Here is a 17,441-nt window from a genome sequence, read left to right on the forward strand (position 1 = left end):
GAGGGATTCACTATGGCTTCCAAAAAAATCAGTTTAACGAAGCCCAAATATCAACAAATCGCCGTTGATGTTGCGGAAAAAATTGCAGAAGGCAAATTACATGTTGGAGATAAAATCCATGCCCGTTCCACCCTAGCTAACCAATACCAAGTGTCGCCAGAAACAGCTCGCAAAGCCATTATCGTTTTAGTCGATTTAGAAATCGTTAAAGCCAAACACGGCAGCGGCTTCTATGTGGCATCGAAAGAAAAAGCGCAGGACTTTGTGACACAATATCAAGACGTTCAAACGATTGCTGAAATTAAAGAAGAATTGCTAGATAGCGTAGCGAAACAAAAAGAAGAACTTACTCATTTTTCTAGCATTCTAGATACTCTTGTTGAACAAACAAAGCGTTTTGATTCTTTCAATCCAATGAATCCTTATTCATTAGTTTTAACAGAAGAAGCTGCTTATCTTGAGGCGACGATTAGCGAAATGAATTTTTGGCAAAACACTTCGGCAACGATTATCGCCATCAAACACAAAGAAGAGCTTCTGGTCTCACCTGGTCCATATGCAAAGATTTCGTTGAACGACACACTTTATTTTGTTGGACATGACGAATCAACCTTACAACGAGTGCAGAATTTCTTTTATCCTTAAACAAAAAAGTGACTACTTATCTTGCGGTAAATAGTCACTTTTTTTATTTATTATTTCTATTTTTCATAAAAAACCACTATAAAACCTAGTTAAAATACTGTTTTTCTTCATTTTCAGAAAGATTTTCATCTAATTTGACAAAGTGACAACTTTATAGTAGTCTGATGTAGTCACTTTTTTATTGAGGAGGAACAATGATTTGCCAAAAGTAAAAGTAAATCACCTTACCAAAATCTTTGGTAAGAAAACCAAACCGGCACTTGAAATGATTCGTGCCAACAAAAGCAAAACAGAAATTTTAGAAAAAACGGGTGCCACAGTCGGTGTTTATGATGTAAATTTCGAAGTTGAAGAAGGCGAAATTTTCGTTATTATGGGGTTATCAGGAAGTGGGAAATCAACATTAATTCGTTTATTAAATCGTTTGATTGAACCAACTTCAGGAAATATTTATATTGATGGACAAGATATTTCTTCTTTAGATAAAGAAGGATTACGTGAAGTACGTCGAAATAAAATGAGCATGGTTTTCCAAAACTTTGGTCTTTTCCCCCATCGAACTATCTTAGAAAATACGGAATATGGTTTAGAAATTCGTGGTGTTCCTAAAGAAGAACGCCAAGCAAAAGCTGAAAAAGCCTTAGAAAATTCTAGCTTAATTGCTTTTAAAGACCAATTACCAAGTCAATTATCTGGTGGGATGCAACAACGTGTCGGCCTTGCTCGTGCCTTGGCTAACGATCCAGAAATTTTATTAATGGACGAAGCGTTCTCTGCTCTTGATCCGTTAATTCGTCGTGAAATGCAAGACGAACTATTAGATTTACAAGAAAATGTCAAAAAAACCATTATCTTTATCACACATGATTTGAATGAAGCTTTACGAATCGGCGACCGGATCGCCTTGATGAAAGATGGTCAAATTATGCAAATTGGGACTGGAGAAGAAATTTTAACCAACCCAGCCAACGAATATGTGCGAACCTTCGTGGAAGATGTGGATCGTTCAAAAGTCTTAACTGCCCAGAATATTATGGTACCTGCTTTAACTACTAACATTGAAATTGATGGCCCAACTGTTGCTTTAAAACGGATGCGTCAAGAAGAAGTGAGTATGTTACTTGCCGTGGATAAAAAACGCCAACTAAAAGGCGTTGTACGCGCAGAAAAAGCTTTAGAAGCGCGTAAAAATGGGACTTCTCTTGTAGAATGTGTGGATCCAGAAATTCAAACAATCGACAAAGATATGTTAGTGAATGATATTTTCCCACTGATTTATGATGCACAAACGCCTCTTGCTGTGACTGATAACGGCAAACTATTAGGCGTGGTCATCCGTGGTAGCGTACTTGAAGCACTTGCAGAAACAGAGGTGAACGAACATGAATAAGTATCAATTACCTGTCGCGTCTTGGGTTGAAAGTTTTACTGATTGGTTAACTTCAACATTTGCTGGATTATTCAGCTTTTTACAAACAATTGGTCAAAGTGTAATGGACAACATTACTGCCTTACTAACAGCCGTACCACCACTTGTGCTGATTGTGCTATTAACGATTGCTGCTTTCTTTATTTCTAATAAAAAAATTGGCTTAAGTTTATTCACATTTATCGGCTTAATGTTTATCTATAACCAAAACTTATGGAACGATTTAATGAGTACCGTTACGTTAGTTTTACTTTCTAGTGTTATTTCCATTATCATTGGTGTGCCACTAGGGATTTTAATGGCGAAAAGCGAAAAAGCCAAGAGTATTATTACACCGATTTTGGACTTCATGCAAACAATGCCTGGTTTCGTTTACTTGATTCCAGCCGTTGCATTCTTCGGAATTGGTATGGTTCCTGGGGTCTTCGCCTCTGTTATCTTCGCTTTACCACCAACCGTGCGCTTTACGAATTTAGGAATTCGACAAGTACCAAATGAACTTGTTGAAGCAGCTGATTCTTACGGTAGTACTGGCTGGCAAAAATTATTCAAATTAGAATTACCTTTAGCCAAAAACACGATTATGGCTGGTGTTAACCAAACAACCATGCTAGCCCTATCAATGGTAGTTATTGCTTCAATGATTGGTGCGCCTGGACTAGGACGTGGCGTCCTTTCTGCTTTACAACGTGCGCAAGTCGGGAACGGTTTCGTAAATGGTGTGGCTTTAGTTATTTTAGCGATTATCATTGACCGTTTTACTCAACATTTAAATAATAAAAAAGCAGCCCCTAAAGCAGCTGGTGCCACCTCTAAAAAGAAAAAATATGGGATTATTGTAGCGGTTGTTGTAATTGTCGCTGGCTTAGTTGGTGCTTCAATTTTTACAACAACAAATGATAAGCAAATTTCCCTTTCTTATGTGGAATGGGATACCGAAGTAGCCTCCACACATGTTGTTGCCGAAGTCTTAAAAGATATGGGGTATGATGTTAAAACGACTCCTTTAGATAACGCAATTATGTGGGAATCTGTAGCTAAAGGTGAAACAGATGCCATGGTTGGTGCGTGGCTGCCAGGAACTCACGCAGAGCAATATAAACAATATAAAGATAAATTAGACGACCTTGGTGAAAACCTTAAAGGTGCGAAGCTAGGAATTGTCGTCCCTTCTTATATGGATGTTGATTCTATCGAAGATTTATCTGATCAAGCTGGGAAAAAGATTACTGGAATTGAACCTGGGGCTGGTGTTGTTGCAGCAGCAGAGAAAACTAAAGAAGCTTATCCTAATTTGAAAGATTGGTCTGTTGAAAATTCTTCATCAGGTGCCATGACTGTCGCCTTAGGACAAGCAATTAAAAACAACGAAGACATCGTTATTACTGGCTGGTCTCCTCACTGGATGTTTGCAAAATATGATTTAAAATATTTAGCTGATCCAAAAGGCACTATGGGCGGCGAAGAAGCGATTCACACAATGGCTCGCCAAGGCCTAAAAGAAGATCAACCAGAAGCTTACAAAGTGTTAGATAATTTCCATTGGACAACTAAGGATATGGAATCTGTCATGTTAGAAATTAACGAAGGCAAAGACCCACAAGAAGCTGCACGTGATTGGGTTGATTCACATAAAGACCAAGTAGCAGAATGGAAAAAATAATTCTTAACAAATGACTTCCCCATCTATTAAAAGAGGGCGTTGAACAAATTGTTCAACGCCCTCTTTTTTCGCAAAAAAAAACCACTCAGTTGGGTAGACTGAGTGGAAAGGAGTTATTTTTACTTGAGGAGTAAAAATGAAAAGTGTTTATGTTGGGTGTTTTGTTGGTATGCTTATATATTAACGAGAACCTGTGAATAATTTGTGACGAAAACCTTGGAAATTTGCTACGAATTACTTAAAAAAGTTTAAATGTGTCTCACCCTAGTTAATCGATACAGTGATTATTTCTTTTTAGCATTTTGGATGGCTTTAAATAATGTTGAAAATTGTCCTTTGAAAGACATCACATCATCAAAGATATCAACACCATCGTTTAACATTTTGACGGTCACCCAGCCAAGCGCTTCCGTAATTGCTACCGCAACTGAAGCATTGACCATGCCACCAGTCACAGTTCCGACAACAGGAATCACTTTTAGAATATTCCCGACTGCGCTCTTACCTAAACTAACCACTACTAATTCTTTGGTTAAACTTTTCCCTAAGCTTTCAGACCAAGACTGACCAAAAATTTTATGCAGCCGTGACATCATAGTTAATTGAACAGGTACCAGTAAAAAAGCATCCGAAAATGGAATTGGCGAAAACCCAATAATTGCTGCTGACAATGCAGCAAAATGAATCGTTTGATGACTTTTCTTTTTCACGTCAGGTGAAACACCAGCCAAAAATTCATCAAATACTTTGTCGAGTTGTGTTTGACTGTTCGTCACTAATTGTTCTGCTTTACCTTTAGAAGTTGCGAAAGCATTCATTATGGCCGTAGACGTTTTTTGTGGAAATTTTTTCAAGACATCTTGAAAAAAAGAACGAAATTCTGGGTCTTCGATTTCTTCATTCAATTGCTTAGTTTCTTGTTCTGCTAATTCTTGTTTTTCAATCTCTTCAAAAAGTTCTTGTTTCTTTTTGTTTTTATGTTTTTTTCTTCTCATCTCATTAACTCCCTTATCTATCAATATGTAGAAACAAAGTATAGCATAGCCCCTGATTGATTCTCTTTTAGATGATTTGAAAAGCCAGAACTTATCTGTTTTTTAAACAAATAGAAATGTTCCAGCTTTTCTCAAAAAATCAGCTATTTTGTTTGTTCTTCACCGCAATACACCGTCAAGTGTTTAGGCAAAATTTTCAGCGTAATTGGCAAAGCAGCTCCTTCATCACCATCCACATTAGTGGTTAATTCTTCTTGGTTTTCTAAGGAGATTGTTCCTTCTTTAAAGGTTAGGTAAGCTAAATTATCAGTGGACTGGTCGACGCCTTTTAACAAATCTGGGACTGCTTTTACTGCATCCCACAATGATTGATCTTTTAAATAAACTAAATGAAGTTTGCCATCATCCACTTGGGCCTCTGGTAATAATGTTTCAAACCCACCGATTGAATTCGTTAAGCCAACTAAAACGGTACTACTTTCAATGGTTTGTTCTTTTTGATCCAATCTTAAATGAAAAGGATACGTTTGAGCATTCGCTAAATGTTTGGCACCTGAAATAAAATAAGCGAGTTTTCCTAACTTCGTTTTTTGTTCAACGTCCACGTCGTTAATTGACTCTGGAATCGTCCCAATCGCAACGACATTCATAAAGTAGTCGTCATTGATTTTCCCCACATCTAAAGCACTGGTTTTTTCTAAATCTAATTGTTGAATCGCTTCTTCAGGGTCCATCGGTAAATTCAAGACTCGCGCTAAATCGTTCACCGTTCCTAAAGGAAAAAAGCCAAATTTTGGGCGATAAGCTTGCTCTGCCAACCCGCTAATTCCTTCATTAACGGTTCCATCTCCCCCCATTACGAAAACACTGTCGAAGTGACTTTCCGCAGCTTCACGGGCAAATTGTTCTGCATCGCCGCCTTTTTCTGTTTGTTTCACTACAACTTCATCAAATAACTGCTTTAATTTTTCTTCTGCTAACGTTTCAAATTCTTTGGCTTTTTCACCACCAGAACTGGGGTTAACAATTAAAACTGCTTTTTTCACTGGCACCACTCCTCATTGATAACTAAATCGTTTGATTCCTTACAATTATTATAAAAGATATTTTTGATTCTGGCGAAAAATATGCTGACACTTGCTTAACAAACAAGCATTCCTACTCCTCACTACTTTTCAAAACGTTCTTTAAAGCAATAGGCAAAATAATAGAACAATTTCCAAAAATCTTGCCAAACTTTTGGATCCATCCCCGTCAATTCATGAATTCGTTTCAAGCGGTAATTCAATGTATTTCGATGGATATGTAATACTTGTGAGGTTTCATTGATGTTTAAGTTATGATTGGCGAAAAAAATAACGGTTTCATAGTATTCATCATAAATCGTCTGGATGGTTTCAAAAAAATCCAATTCAATATGAAAAGGAAAATTAAAAATTCCTTGAATGAAAAAATCTTCTGCTTGGTAAAACTTAGCCTTTTCTAATTGGAGAAACGATAGAAGTAAATACGTGTTTTGTGCCTCTTGGACCATTTGTTGAATCGTGGCTTTTTCCGAACTTATCACAAGGTATTCTGTTACTGGCTTTGTTATCTGAGGTGGTTCAGAAGTAATCACCAGATAACAATTTTCCCATTCAAATATTTCATGGCCAGGATAATAACTGGATAATAAGCGCTTGTTCTTGGTCAGTACACAATGATTCTGGTCATCTAATTGAAGGTTATATAGTTCCAACGCTTCAAGTTTTAAGGCTTCTGAGTAAGCAGAATCAACATGCATTAAGTGCTGGATAAACTGATTTTTTTGTTTCTTCTTTTTTTCGCGTTCTTGTTGTGTATTTAATTCTTCTGTCAGTAAAAGAACAATCGAGCGCACAAGCTTGGTAAATTTGCGCACCTCGTCTGGTTCTCCTGAAATGCCTACGACACCTAGAATGTGATCATTCAAAATAATCGGTTCATTGGTGCCTTTTTTCTCTAAAGAAGTATCTTTATAAATTTCAATATTTTTTCGTTCATTGATGGCTCTTTCTGCGCCACGATGGCGCTCCCCAATTCGAGCAGAATCTCCACTCGCAATAATTTTTCCTCGTTCATCCATAATATTGATGTTATAAGGAATATCCGCCATTAACTTTTCAACAATTTTATTTGCTTGGATTTTGTCTAATTTTAACATTGCTATCGCCAACTTTCTAAAAAGCGAGTAGCGTTTGGGACATAAGCCGCAATGACTTATGTCCCAAACGCTTAATTCTTCAGATCAACGACTGAACATTTTTATTTCAGCTTTCATTACTGATGATACCATGGTTAGTTCTTAGTCACAAGGCACCAGCTGTAATGTACGAGCAATATTTTCAACGGTTCTTTCTAAGTTAACTGGTCCATTTTTCAATGCTGCTTCCAATGGTTCGGCTTTGGCCAAAATTCCAAAAATAGCCGTCATCCCTTCTTCATAGAGGACATCCACATCTTTGCCGATATAGCCAGCACAAGCGAAAACCGGTTTTTGATACTTCTTGGCCAAACGTGAGACGCCATAAGGGGCTTTGCCGAATTTTGTTTGAAAATCCATACCGCCTTCACCAGTAAAGACATAATCAGCAGCTTTTATTTTTTCTTCTAATTGATTCACTTCTACGACAATATCAATCCCTGGGCGTAACTGAGCTTTTGTAAATGCTAGTAACCCTGCACCCAAACCACCAGCAGCTCCTGCACCTGGCATCATCTCAACATCAATGCCGACCTCTTTTTTGATGACCGCTGCATAATGGGCTAAGTTTTTATCTAATTGAGCCACCATTTCTTCTGTCGCACCTTTTTGCGGACCAAAGACATGAGACGCCCCTGTTGGCCCTGTTAGTGGGTTATTCACATCACTTGCTACTAGAACTTCGGTAGCAAAAATACGTTGATCAAACTGTGTTAAATCGATCTGCGCCAGTTTATCTAATGCACCACCGCCACGCGTCAATTCTTGCCCTTCCTTGTCTAACAAACGCGCACCAAGTGCCTGAATCATACCTGCACCCCCATCATTTGTCACGCTACCACCAATGCCGATAATGATTTTTTTTGCCCCATGATTGAGCGCATGTTGAATCATTTCTCCTGTACCATAAGTAGAAGTGATCAAGGGATTACGTTCTGCTGCTTTGACCAATTCAATTCCGTTGGCTTTCGCCATTTCAATGACCACCGTTTCTTGGTCACCTAATAAGCCGTAATAGGTTTCAACGATTTGATCAGGAAGCGGTCCTGCCACACGCACTGGTACTCTTGTGCCTCCTGTTGCATCCACTAAGGAATCCACCGTTCCTTCCCCGCCGTCTGCCATCGGGACGTGTTGAATGTCTGCATCTTTAAATACAGCTAAAATCCCTTTTTCCATTGCCAGACAGGCTTCTTTTGCACTCATACTTTCTTTAAATGAGTCTGGAGCCAAAACAAATTTTTTCGTCATCTTTTCGCGCCTACTTTCCAACTAGTTTAAAATAAAGCCATATAAAATGGTTGCAACAATCGTCATTACCCCACCGACACACATTTCATAAGGAATCACTCGAATTCTTTCTTTAATCGTCATATTCATACTTTGTGCCGTAATATGGAAATAATTGCCTTGAGGAACACTATCAATCACAGTTGCCCCAGTATGCACCATGACTGCTGCTGAAAGTGAAGATGTGCCCATATCTAAAATCGCTGGTCCAAAAGAACCTGTCGCTAAAATAACCGCTGTGGATGTTGAACCAACTGCTAAGCCCATTAAAATACCAGAAATCGGTGCCAAGAAGGTTCCAGAAATTCCCATAACAGAAATTAAGTGGACAATTTGTGTTGATAAATCAGAAACAGAAATTAATCCAGCAATTGCACCTGCACCAATTAAAATTAAAACGGTATCGGTTACTCTCTTCAAGCCAGAAGACGCATAAAAGGCCAGTTGTTTTGTTTGCCCAATCGCAATTGTCCCAACAACTGAGGCGAACGGCAAAATATACAGAGCATCAATATTCAAACTTTTGATGAAAGAAATATTTAAAACGGCGCCAATCGGATTAAGTAATAATAAGACAATCGCTAACACTGGCGCGATCAACGCCTTTTTCAAAGGTAATAATTCTTTTGTTTGTTCCTCTACAAGATCCGTTTCTTTGACCATTGATCCTTTACTTCTCATGATATTTGCAAGAACAACAGCTGTAATTAAGCCAAATACGGCTGGAATAAAACCAGCAATCATAACGTCACTTAAAGGTAAATTAAAGCCGTTCGCCGCTGCAATAGTATTTGGATTAGGCGAAATAATATTGCCCGCTTTGCCGCCACCTGATAAGGCAATCAATAATGATAACTTACTGATACCCGTACTTTTCCCAACAGATAGAGCAATCGGGGCAACAATCAACACTGCAACAGGAATGAATACACCCACTGCTGTAATTACCATTGTGGATAATGCCAAAGATAAAATAGCTTTTTTCTCGCCAAGCTTTTGTACAATGGCGTTGGCAATTGATTCTGCCGCACCAGATTCCATCATCACACCCGCCAACATGCCGGCTGCTAAAACACGGATTGCGGTTCCCATAATACTTTGTGTTCCGTTTAATAGAACAGCGACTGTATCTGACAGGGAAGCGCCTCCAATAAGACAACCAACAATTGCACCAAAAAACAAGGAATACACAGGATTAAATTTTTTCAAAATTAATACTATCGCTACAACTAATCCTAAAATTGCAGCAACCCAAGATATTGTAATATCTGGCATTCAAAATCAGCTCCTTAAATTGTTTACGCTTTCATTCTATCAAAGTCCTTTCTTTTTAAAATTGTAAATTTAACAGGATTTATTGTTCAAATGCACAAAAAAACCGTTCTTAAAGAACAGTTTTTTGAAATCTTTTTCTATCTTTCTCAATAATGACCACCAAGCCAACGAACAAAAGAACACTCACAATTAACAATACTGCCGTTTTATTATATCCATGAAAGAGCGCTTCGCCTCCACATGCGTAAAGTATTGAGGAAGGAATTACACCAATGAATATAGCGGCTATTAAATTTTTTAATGGCAACTGCATAGTATCTGCAGCAAAATTAATCACAGAAGAAGGAATAATTGGAATCATGTAGCCCACCATAATCCCAATTTTTGGATGCTTCATCCGTCGAATGGACTGGACCCAATGATTGGTCTCCGTTTTTCTATCTAAAAATTTTATATGATGCATCAAAAAGATTGCAACTAAATTTCCCAAACTATTCCCTAAAACGTTAATGAGTGTGCCGCTGAAGGGACCAAAACTCAATCCTGCAATCACACCAATTACCGAGGTTGGAATCCCTGGTACTGCACACATGATCGCGGTCAAAAAAACTAACAATAGCGCTGCTGAAAAACCATGTGAACGAATTCGCTCTAATAATTGTGTCTTACTGGCTTTAGGATTCAAAAATAATTGAATATCTGTTTGATATTCTAGATACAAACGGTAACCTACCAGCAGGATTAAAATAAGCCCGCTACTGATTAGTAGTATTCGGATTGTTTTCCTCTTCATTTTCTTTGCTCCTTTTATGCTTTATACAAAGTGTAGCACAGGTTTCTTCGTGCCTCAATTAGAAGCTTGTATGAATAAAAGCCGCCCCTAAAAGTTAGACTAAAAATCTAGCTTTTAGGGGCGATTCGAAAGTTATGAAGGTACTTTTTTTATTTCCGATACATCTTAAACTCCAAGAACAGATCATTATAAATTCCTAAGTATTCTTGACCTAAGTCTTGGTAAACTTCTAAATGTTTGATGGTTTCATCATCTGGATAAAATTGTTTATCTTCAGCAACTTCTTTTGGTAATAGTTTTTTAGCTTCTTTATTTGGTGTGGAATAACCAATATATTCTGCGTTTTGTGCTGCATTTTCTGGTCGTAACATAAAGTTCATAAATGCATAGGCACCCTCTTTATTTTTGGCTGTCTTAGGCATCACAATGTTATCAAACCAGAGATTAGAGCCTTCACTGGGAATCACATAATGTAGATGTTCATTGTTTTCTAGCATTTCAGCAGCTTCACCAGAGAAAGTTACAGCAACTGCACTTTCTTCATTAGCCATGTACATTTTGATTTCATCGGCAACAATTGCTTTGACATTGTTCGTTAATCGGTTTAACTTATCGGTAGCCTGACGTAATTGTTGGTCGTTTTTACTGTTTAACGAATAGCCTAAACTGTTCAAAGATAATCCTAACACTTCGCGAGCGCCATCAATCAGCATGACATTATTTTTTAATTCCGGGCGCCATAAATCATCCCAATGTTGGATCTGACGACCGTCAATAAATTTATCATTATAAATAATCCCCAACGTGCCCCAGAAGTACGGAACGGAAAACTTATTTTTGGGATCAAAGGATTGATCTAAAAAGCGTGCATCAATGTTTTCTAAGCCTTTTAATTTGCTGTGATCAAGTGGTAAAAGCATCTTCGCTTTCATCATTTTTTGAATCATATATTCAGAAGGAATGGCAATATCATAGGCTGTGCCACCTTGCTGAATTTTTGTATACATAGCTTCATTAGAATCAAAGGTTTCGTAATTGACTTTATAGCCTGTTTCTTTTTCAAATTTCTTAATCAAGGCCGGATCTATATAGTCCCCCCAATTGTAAATGGTCAAGGTATCTGCTCCTGCCATGCCACTTGCTTTCTCCAATTGGCGCACGCCAAAAAACAAGATGACAATAATAGCGATAATTCCAATAAAAAGTGACTGTAATTTTTTCATTTTAACTTGGCCACCTCACTTTGTTCCCGACGCATTTTCTTTAAACGTTTTGGCGTATTGTCTTTACTGATAAAGTAATAACCGACAACTAGAATCATTGAGAATAGGAACACTAACGCACTTAAGGCATTGATTTCTAAACTAATTCCCTGACGTGCTCGTGAATAAATTTCAACAGATAATGTTGAAAAACCATTGCCTGTCACAAAGAATGTTACGGCAAAATCGTCCAACGAATAAGTAAAGGCCATAAAGTAGCCAGCAATAATTCCTGGCGCTAAAAAAGGCAAAATAATATTTTTAATCACTTGAACATTATTGGCCCCTAAATCCCGTGCCGCATCTACCATAGAATCGTTCATCTCTTGTAGTTTTGGTAAAACCATTAAAACAACAATTGGAATACTAAAGGCAATATGCGACAATAATACACTTGTAAAACCTAAACTGATAAACCCTACTGCCGTGAAGAAAATTAAGAAACTGGCTCCAATAATAACATCTGGTGAAACGAGTAAAATGTTATTAAAGCTAAGCAACGTGTTCCGGTTTTTACGACGTTTTGTATAATAAATCCCCATCGCGCCAAATGTTCCAATGATGGTTGCTATTAAAGCCGATAAGAAAGCTAGCAAAAACGTATTCAGAACAATGGTTAACAAGCGTGTGTCTTCGAAAACGTTCCGATAATTATCTAACGTAAAACCAGTAAACTGATTCATCGTTTGCGTGTCGTTAAACGAATAAAAAATCAAATAAAAGATTGGTGCGTACAGTAGCGCAAAGACAACGAATAAATACACATAAGACCATTTAAACTTTTTCTTTTGCATTATTTGCCACGCCCTTTCTTCTTCTCACCCGTCAGCAACATCACAATAAACATGGCAACAATTAAAATCACACCAATTGTTGAACCCATGCCCCAGTTTTGCGTTACTAAGAAGTGCTCCTCAATCGCCGTCCCCAACGTAATCACCCGATTGCCGCCAATTAAACGTGTTAACATAAAGAGCGAGAGCGAAGGAATAAAGACAGCTTGAACACCACTTTTCACACCGTTTAGGGAGAGAGGAAAAATGACACGGCGGAACGTTTCCGCACTGCTAGCTCCTAAGTCCCGACTAGCACTAATCAATGAAGGATTCATCTCTTCTAAGGCATTAAAAATCGGCATAATCATAAATGGAATTTCAATATACGTTGCGACAAATAAAAAACTGAAATCTGTAAACAGAATTTGGTGCGTACCCAAACCCATAAAACTCATAAACTGATTGATACTCCCATGAATACTGAAAATCCCAATAAAGGCATAAGCTTTTAATAATAAATTCACCCATGTTGGTAAAATAACTAGCATTAACCACAACTGTTTATGCTTGAGCTTTGTCAAAAAATAAGCCGTAGGATAACTTACCAATAACGTAAAAATGGTAATCAGAAAAGCATACCAAACCGAATTAACGGTCATACTTAAATACGTTCCTGATGTAAAATACGTTTGGTAATTCGCCAAGGTAAACTGGCCATTCATATCGAAAAATGATTGATAAATAATCATTAGCACTGGCGCAATGACGAATAAAAGTAACCACATTACATAGGGAATCGAATAAATTCGACGCATTGTTTTCATTTTATTTTCCCCTTTCGTTTACTCGTCGTAACTTTCTAAACGGGCATCAAAGTCTTCTTCTGATTCATTGAAGCGCATCACGTGAATATCTTCTGGCTCAAAAGAGAGCCCTACTTGAGCGCCTTCTTTGGCTTTTCGAGTGGAATGCACCATCCATTCGTTTCCTTGTTCATCAAAACAAATAATTTCATAATGAACGCCGCGGAATAGCTGTGTATCCACCGTTACGGTTAGCTTGCCTTTTTCAAGCGTGGTAATCGTTAAGTCTTCTGGACGTAAAACGACTTCTACAGGTTCATTTTTCCGCATGCCGCCATCGACACATTCAAACTTTTTGCCCACAAATGAAACTAAATTATCTTCCAGCATCACGCCATCCACAATATTACTTTCCCCTACAAAGTCAGCAACAAAGTGATTAATCGGTTCATCATAAATATCGACTGGTGTGCCACTTTGCACGATATGACCTTTATTCATGACAAAAATTTCATCACTCATCGCTAATGCTTCTTCTTGATCATGGGTCACAAAAATAAAAGTAATTCCTAAACGTTGTTGTAAATCACGTAGTTCATATTGCATCGCTGTGCGTAATTTCAAATCTAAAGCGGATAACGGCTCATCTAAAAGCAATACTTTTGGCTCATTGACAATCGCTCGTGCAATTGCGACCCGCTGACGCTGGCCCCCAGACATTTCACTAATTTCACGTGTTTCGTAGCCGGGTAATTGAACCAAACGTAATGCCTCTTTCACTTTTTTTTCAATTTCTGCTTTGGATAGTTTTTTGATTTTTAAACCAAACGCAACATTATCAAAAACATTCATGTGAGGAAACAAAGCATAATCCTGAAACACGGTATTGACTTGGCGTTTATTGGCAGGTACATCATTTATTCTTTTACCATCAAAATAAACATCGCCAGAAGTCACGTCATTGAATCCCGCAATAATACGCAAAATCGTTGTTTTGCCACATCCTGAAGGTCCTAATAAGGTATAAAATTTTCCTTCTTCAATTTCAAAGCTGACATTTTTTAATACTGGTTCATCGTCAAATTGTTTGACAACATTTTCAAATGAAATCACATGGTTTCTCACTGGATAAACTCCTCCATTTCGTCCTTTATAAATACGATTCTGTCGCCACAATTAACGCACGACTTTTTCCTCGACCATTGTTGCTAATTTGGTGAGGTTCTGTTGCTTGGTAATACATGGTTTGACCTTTTTTAGCAATATACGTGGCTTCCCCTAATGTCAAACGAATGGAGCCATCAATCACATAAATAAATGTTTCCGATAGAGAAGGTTCAAACGTTTTGTATTCGCCATTTTTATCAAAAGTAATAATGACAGGTTCCATTTCTTTTTCATTTGAGGCTGGAATTAACCATTTTAGTTCATAGCCATGTTCTTCATCATAATAGAGGGTACTTTCTTCTTCATTGTAGACAATTTTCTGTTCAAGCGGTTGCTGACTAAAAAACTGCTCTGGCGTCACGCCTAGTACTTCTAAAATTGAGAAAAATGTTTCCATTGATGGTGAGCTTAAATCCCGCTCCAATTGGGAAATATAGCCTTTGGATAAATCCGTTCTTTCGCCTAATTCTTCTTGTGTTAAATTTTTCTGAATGCGTAAATTTCTCAACTTCTCACCAATTTCCATGGCACACCTCGTTTCTATTTTCAGCTAATCTTTTCAACAAAAGTTTTGTAATACTAAACTTACAGTTTAGTTTTACCTTTTTTAGTATACGAACTTTTTGAAAAATTTCAACCATTTTTCTTTATTTTTCTAGTCTAATTGTCACACAATCTTTCTTTTCTGTATAACTTACTGTTTATAAGAAGAAAAATGATACGAAAAAATCAGAATATGATAAAATAAGACGAGTTGCTTTTTTACATAATTGGAAGGAGAGTTTTTATATGAATTCATTTCAAGCATTTACGTTAAGAGAACAAGATACATCTGTTATTGGTCAACTAGAAACCATTACTTTAGACGATTTATCAGAAGGCACTGTAGTAATCAAAGCAGCCTACTCCTCAGTTAACTTTAAAGACTCTTTAGCTTCAAAAAAAGACGGCGGTGTGATTCGCAATTATCCAATGATTCCAGGAATTGATGTCAGTGGCACCGTTGTCACATCGGAAGATCCTCGTTTCAAAGAAGGCGATAAAGTGATCGTAACAGGCTATCAATTAGGGGTTACTCATACTGGTGGTTATTCTGAATATGTGCGTGTTCCTGGCGATTGGGTAGTTCCACTTCCTGAAAAAATGAGTCTCAAAGAAGCAATGATTTTCGGAACTGCTGGCTTTACGGCCGGATTATCTGTCACAGCTTTAGAAGACGATGGCTTACGCGACGACAAAGAAGCCCCCATTATTGTAACTGGTGCGACAGGCGGTGTTGCGACATTGTCTATTGCGATGTTGCATCAATTAGGCTACACTTCAATCACTGCATTAACTAGAAAGCCAGATTCTTTTGAGCTTTTAAAAGAGTTAGGTGTTAGTGAATGCTTATTAGTAGAAGATTTCTTAGCAACTCCTGTTAAAGCATTGATGAAACAGCGTTTTGCTTTTGCAATTGATACCACTGGTGGGGAAATTACTTCTGCTGTTTTACCACAACTTCGTTATGATGGCCGTTCAGCCATTTGTGGCCGCGCTGCTGGAATTACATTAGAGACAACCGTTTTACCCTTTATTTTACGGGGCGTTCATTTATTGGGCATTGATTCGGTTAATGTTGGTATGGACAAACGAAAAATAGTTTGGCAACGTCTTGCCACTGATTTAGACATCACTGAAAAAGCTGTGTATCAAGAGATTACTTTAGAAGAACTTCCCCCTGTTTTTGAAGCATTACAAGCAGGCCAACATATTGGACGGACCATTGTCCGAATTTCTTAAGGAGGCGTTTTGATTATGGATGTTTTAGTTACTGCTGGCGGAACGTCAGAACCGATTGATAATGTTCGTTCGATTACCAATCATTCTTCTGGCGGACTAGGAAAAGCAATTGCTGAAAGTTTTTTAGCTGCTGGACACAACGTAACCTACGTAACAACCAAACATGCATTACGTCCAACCCAACAATTGGACTTATCAATTAAAGAAATAGAAACAACGGTTGAATTAGCTACTACGTTAGAACAACTCTTTGCTGAAAAGCAATTTGATGCGATTGTTCACGCAATGGCAGTCAGTGATTTTACGACGGAAACCGCGCAAACGGAAGAACAATTTATTGATTCTTTTGCTCAACAATTAAGCGAACAAACATTGCCAAAGACCAAAGAAGCCTTGGCAACTATCGTTCAAAACACATTGAATCAGATTGCTGATATTCCTCAAACAGCAACAAAAATTTCATCTGATACGGACCGATTATTAATTTTTCTAAAGAAAAATCCTAAAGTCATCCAAATGATTCGTGACAAGCAACCCCAAACTGTTTTAGTGGGCTTTAAATTGCTTGTCGACGTTTCACAAGAAGAACTTGTCCAGGTTGCACAAGCCGCTTTGGTTAAAAATCGGTGTGACTTTGTCTTAGCCAATGACTTGATGAACGTTCATGAAACAGAACACGAAGGATTATTAATTAACGAAACGGGCATTGTCCAAGAAGCTTGTTCAAAACAAGGGATTGGTTCAATGATCGTTAAAAATGTTGAAAAGAAATGGAGAGAACAACAATGAAAACTATTTTATTAGGCGTCTCTGGCAGCATTTCTGCATATAAAGCAGCAGATATTACAAGTCAACTAGCTAAGCTTGGCTACAATGTGGAAATTTTAATGACTAAAAGCAGCACAGCGTTCATCACTCCGCTGACGTTACAATCACTTTCTAAGAATCCAGTGCATACGGATGTCATGATGGAAATTGATCCCAGTAAAATTAATCACATTGAATTAGCTAAAAAAGCGGATTTATTTTTAGTAGCACCTGCTTCGGCCAATACAATTGGGAAATTAGCCCATGGGATTGCCGACGACTTATTATCAACAGTTGCTTTGGCGCTTTATCCTGAAACACCCAAAATTATTGCGCCCGCGATGAATACGTATATGTACCAAAACCCCATTGTCCAACGAAATATTGGCATTTTAAAAGAAGTCGGCTATCAAGAAATAATCCCACGTGAAGCTCTATTAGCTTGTGGCGATTATGGTCGTGGCGCACTTGCCACTGTTGAAGATATCCTTCAAACAGTGATGAAAATTTTAGCATCTGATAACAAGGAGTAA

General features: G+C 37.8%; 17 protein-coding genes. 6 read left to right on the forward strand and 11 right to left on the reverse strand.

Annotated features, from left to right (window positions below; genetic code table 11):
* The first annotated feature begins 12 nt into the window (after positions 1-12).
* The 3 genes from IGL17_RS10250 to IGL17_RS10260 all read left to right on the forward strand — a co-directional run bounded on the left by IGL17_RS10250 (position 13) and on the right by IGL17_RS10260 (position 3,737).
* Positions 13-645, forward strand: a complete 633-nt coding sequence (locus tag IGL17_RS10250; protein ID WP_002356525.1) for a GntR family transcriptional regulator — start codon at positions 13-15, stop codon at positions 643-645.
* A 199-nt stretch (positions 646-844) separates the two neighbouring features.
* Positions 845-2,035 (forward strand): quaternary amine ABC transporter ATP-binding protein, encoded by a 1,191-nt coding sequence (locus IGL17_RS10255; protein WP_002388977.1) that lies wholly within the window; start codon positions 845-847, stop codon positions 2,033-2,035.
* On the forward strand, positions 2,028-3,737 hold the full coding sequence (locus tag IGL17_RS10260; RefSeq protein WP_016618421.1) for an ABC transporter permease/substrate binding protein: 1,710 nt from the start codon (positions 2,028-2,030) through the stop codon (positions 3,735-3,737). The genes IGL17_RS10255 and IGL17_RS10260 overlap by 8 nt, the downstream gene beginning before the upstream one ends.
* Positions 3,738-4,021: 284 nt before the next feature.
* Here the strand turns inward: IGL17_RS10260 and IGL17_RS10265 are convergent, their stop codons facing one another.
* From IGL17_RS10265 to IGL17_RS10315, 11 genes are all read right to left on the reverse strand, one after another.
* The gene (locus IGL17_RS10265; protein WP_002384134.1) at positions 4,022-4,756 is read right to left on the reverse strand and encodes a YcjF family protein; all 735 of its coding nucleotides are present in this window, start codon (positions 4,754-4,756) and stop codon (positions 4,022-4,024) included.
* 119 nt (positions 4,757-4,875) lie between these two features.
* Positions 4,876-5,778 carry a diacylglycerol/lipid kinase family protein gene (locus IGL17_RS10270; protein WP_033624273.1) on the reverse strand — a complete coding sequence of 301 codons (903 nt, stop codon included), beginning with the start codon at positions 5,776-5,778 and terminating at the stop codon, positions 4,876-4,878.
* A 122-nt stretch (positions 5,779-5,900) separates the two neighbouring features.
* The gene (locus IGL17_RS10275) at positions 5,901-6,914 is read right to left on the reverse strand and encodes a CdaR family transcriptional regulator (protein WP_010707226.1); all 1,014 of its coding nucleotides are present in this window, start codon (positions 6,912-6,914) and stop codon (positions 5,901-5,903) included.
* A 141-nt stretch (positions 6,915-7,055) separates the two neighbouring features.
* Positions 7,056-8,204 (reverse strand): glycerate kinase, encoded by a 1,149-nt coding sequence (locus IGL17_RS10280; RefSeq protein WP_010828948.1) that lies wholly within the window; start codon positions 8,202-8,204, stop codon positions 7,056-7,058.
* A gap of 21 nt (positions 8,205-8,225) precedes the next feature.
* A complete protein-coding gene (locus IGL17_RS10285; protein ID WP_002370504.1) occupies positions 8,226-9,518 on the reverse strand; it encodes a GntP family permease in 1,293 nt (430 codons plus the stop codon).
* Between the two features lie 109 nt (positions 9,519-9,627).
* Entirely contained in the window at positions 9,628-10,311 is a 684-nt protein-coding gene (locus tag IGL17_RS10290; protein ID WP_002368872.1) for a TVP38/TMEM64 family protein, read from the reverse strand.
* 149 nt (positions 10,312-10,460) lie between these two features.
* Complete coding sequence (locus tag IGL17_RS10295) at positions 10,461-11,534, reverse strand: ABC transporter substrate-binding protein (RefSeq protein ID WP_002376560.1); 1,074 nt, start codon at positions 11,532-11,534, stop codon at positions 10,461-10,463.
* Positions 11,531-12,367: an ABC transporter permease gene (locus IGL17_RS10300; RefSeq protein ID WP_002356512.1), complete on the reverse strand. Its 837-nt coding sequence runs from the start codon at positions 12,365-12,367 to the stop codon at positions 11,531-11,533. Before IGL17_RS10300 ends, IGL17_RS10295 begins: the two co-directional genes overlap by 4 nt.
* A complete protein-coding gene (locus tag IGL17_RS10305; protein WP_010707223.1) occupies positions 12,367-13,173 on the reverse strand; it encodes an ABC transporter permease in 807 nt (268 codons plus the stop codon). Before IGL17_RS10305 ends, IGL17_RS10300 begins: the two co-directional genes overlap by 1 nt.
* Before the next feature lie 18 nt (positions 13,174-13,191).
* A complete protein-coding gene (locus tag IGL17_RS10310; RefSeq protein ID WP_002356508.1) occupies positions 13,192-14,277 on the reverse strand; it encodes an ABC transporter ATP-binding protein in 1,086 nt (361 codons plus the stop codon).
* Between the two features lie 25 nt (positions 14,278-14,302).
* Positions 14,303-14,845 (reverse strand): helix-turn-helix domain-containing protein, encoded by a 543-nt coding sequence (locus IGL17_RS10315; RefSeq protein WP_002356507.1) that lies wholly within the window; start codon positions 14,843-14,845, stop codon positions 14,303-14,305.
* A 263-nt stretch (positions 14,846-15,108) separates the two neighbouring features.
* Here IGL17_RS10315 and IGL17_RS10320 point away from each other — a divergent pair, with 263 nt between their 5' ends.
* From IGL17_RS10320 to coaC, 3 genes are read left to right on the forward strand one after another with little or no spacing between them, the layout of a single operon-like run.
* Complete coding sequence (locus tag IGL17_RS10320; protein ID WP_002382628.1) at positions 15,109-16,101, forward strand: YhdH/YhfP family quinone oxidoreductase; 993 nt, start codon at positions 15,109-15,111, stop codon at positions 16,099-16,101.
* A 15-nt stretch (positions 16,102-16,116) separates the two neighbouring features.
* On the forward strand, positions 16,117-16,890 hold the full coding sequence (coaB, locus tag IGL17_RS10325) for a phosphopantothenate--cysteine ligase (RefSeq protein WP_002409489.1): 774 nt from the start codon (positions 16,117-16,119) through the stop codon (positions 16,888-16,890).
* Entirely contained in the window at positions 16,887-17,441 is a 555-nt protein-coding gene (gene coaC, locus IGL17_RS10330; RefSeq protein WP_002359573.1) for a phosphopantothenoylcysteine decarboxylase, read from the forward strand. The genes coaB and coaC overlap by 4 nt, the downstream gene beginning before the upstream one ends.

Source organism: Enterococcus sp. AZ088 (assembly GCF_051714845.1).
Lineage (GTDB): Bacteria > Bacillota > Bacilli > Lactobacillales > Enterococcaceae > Enterococcus > Enterococcus faecalis.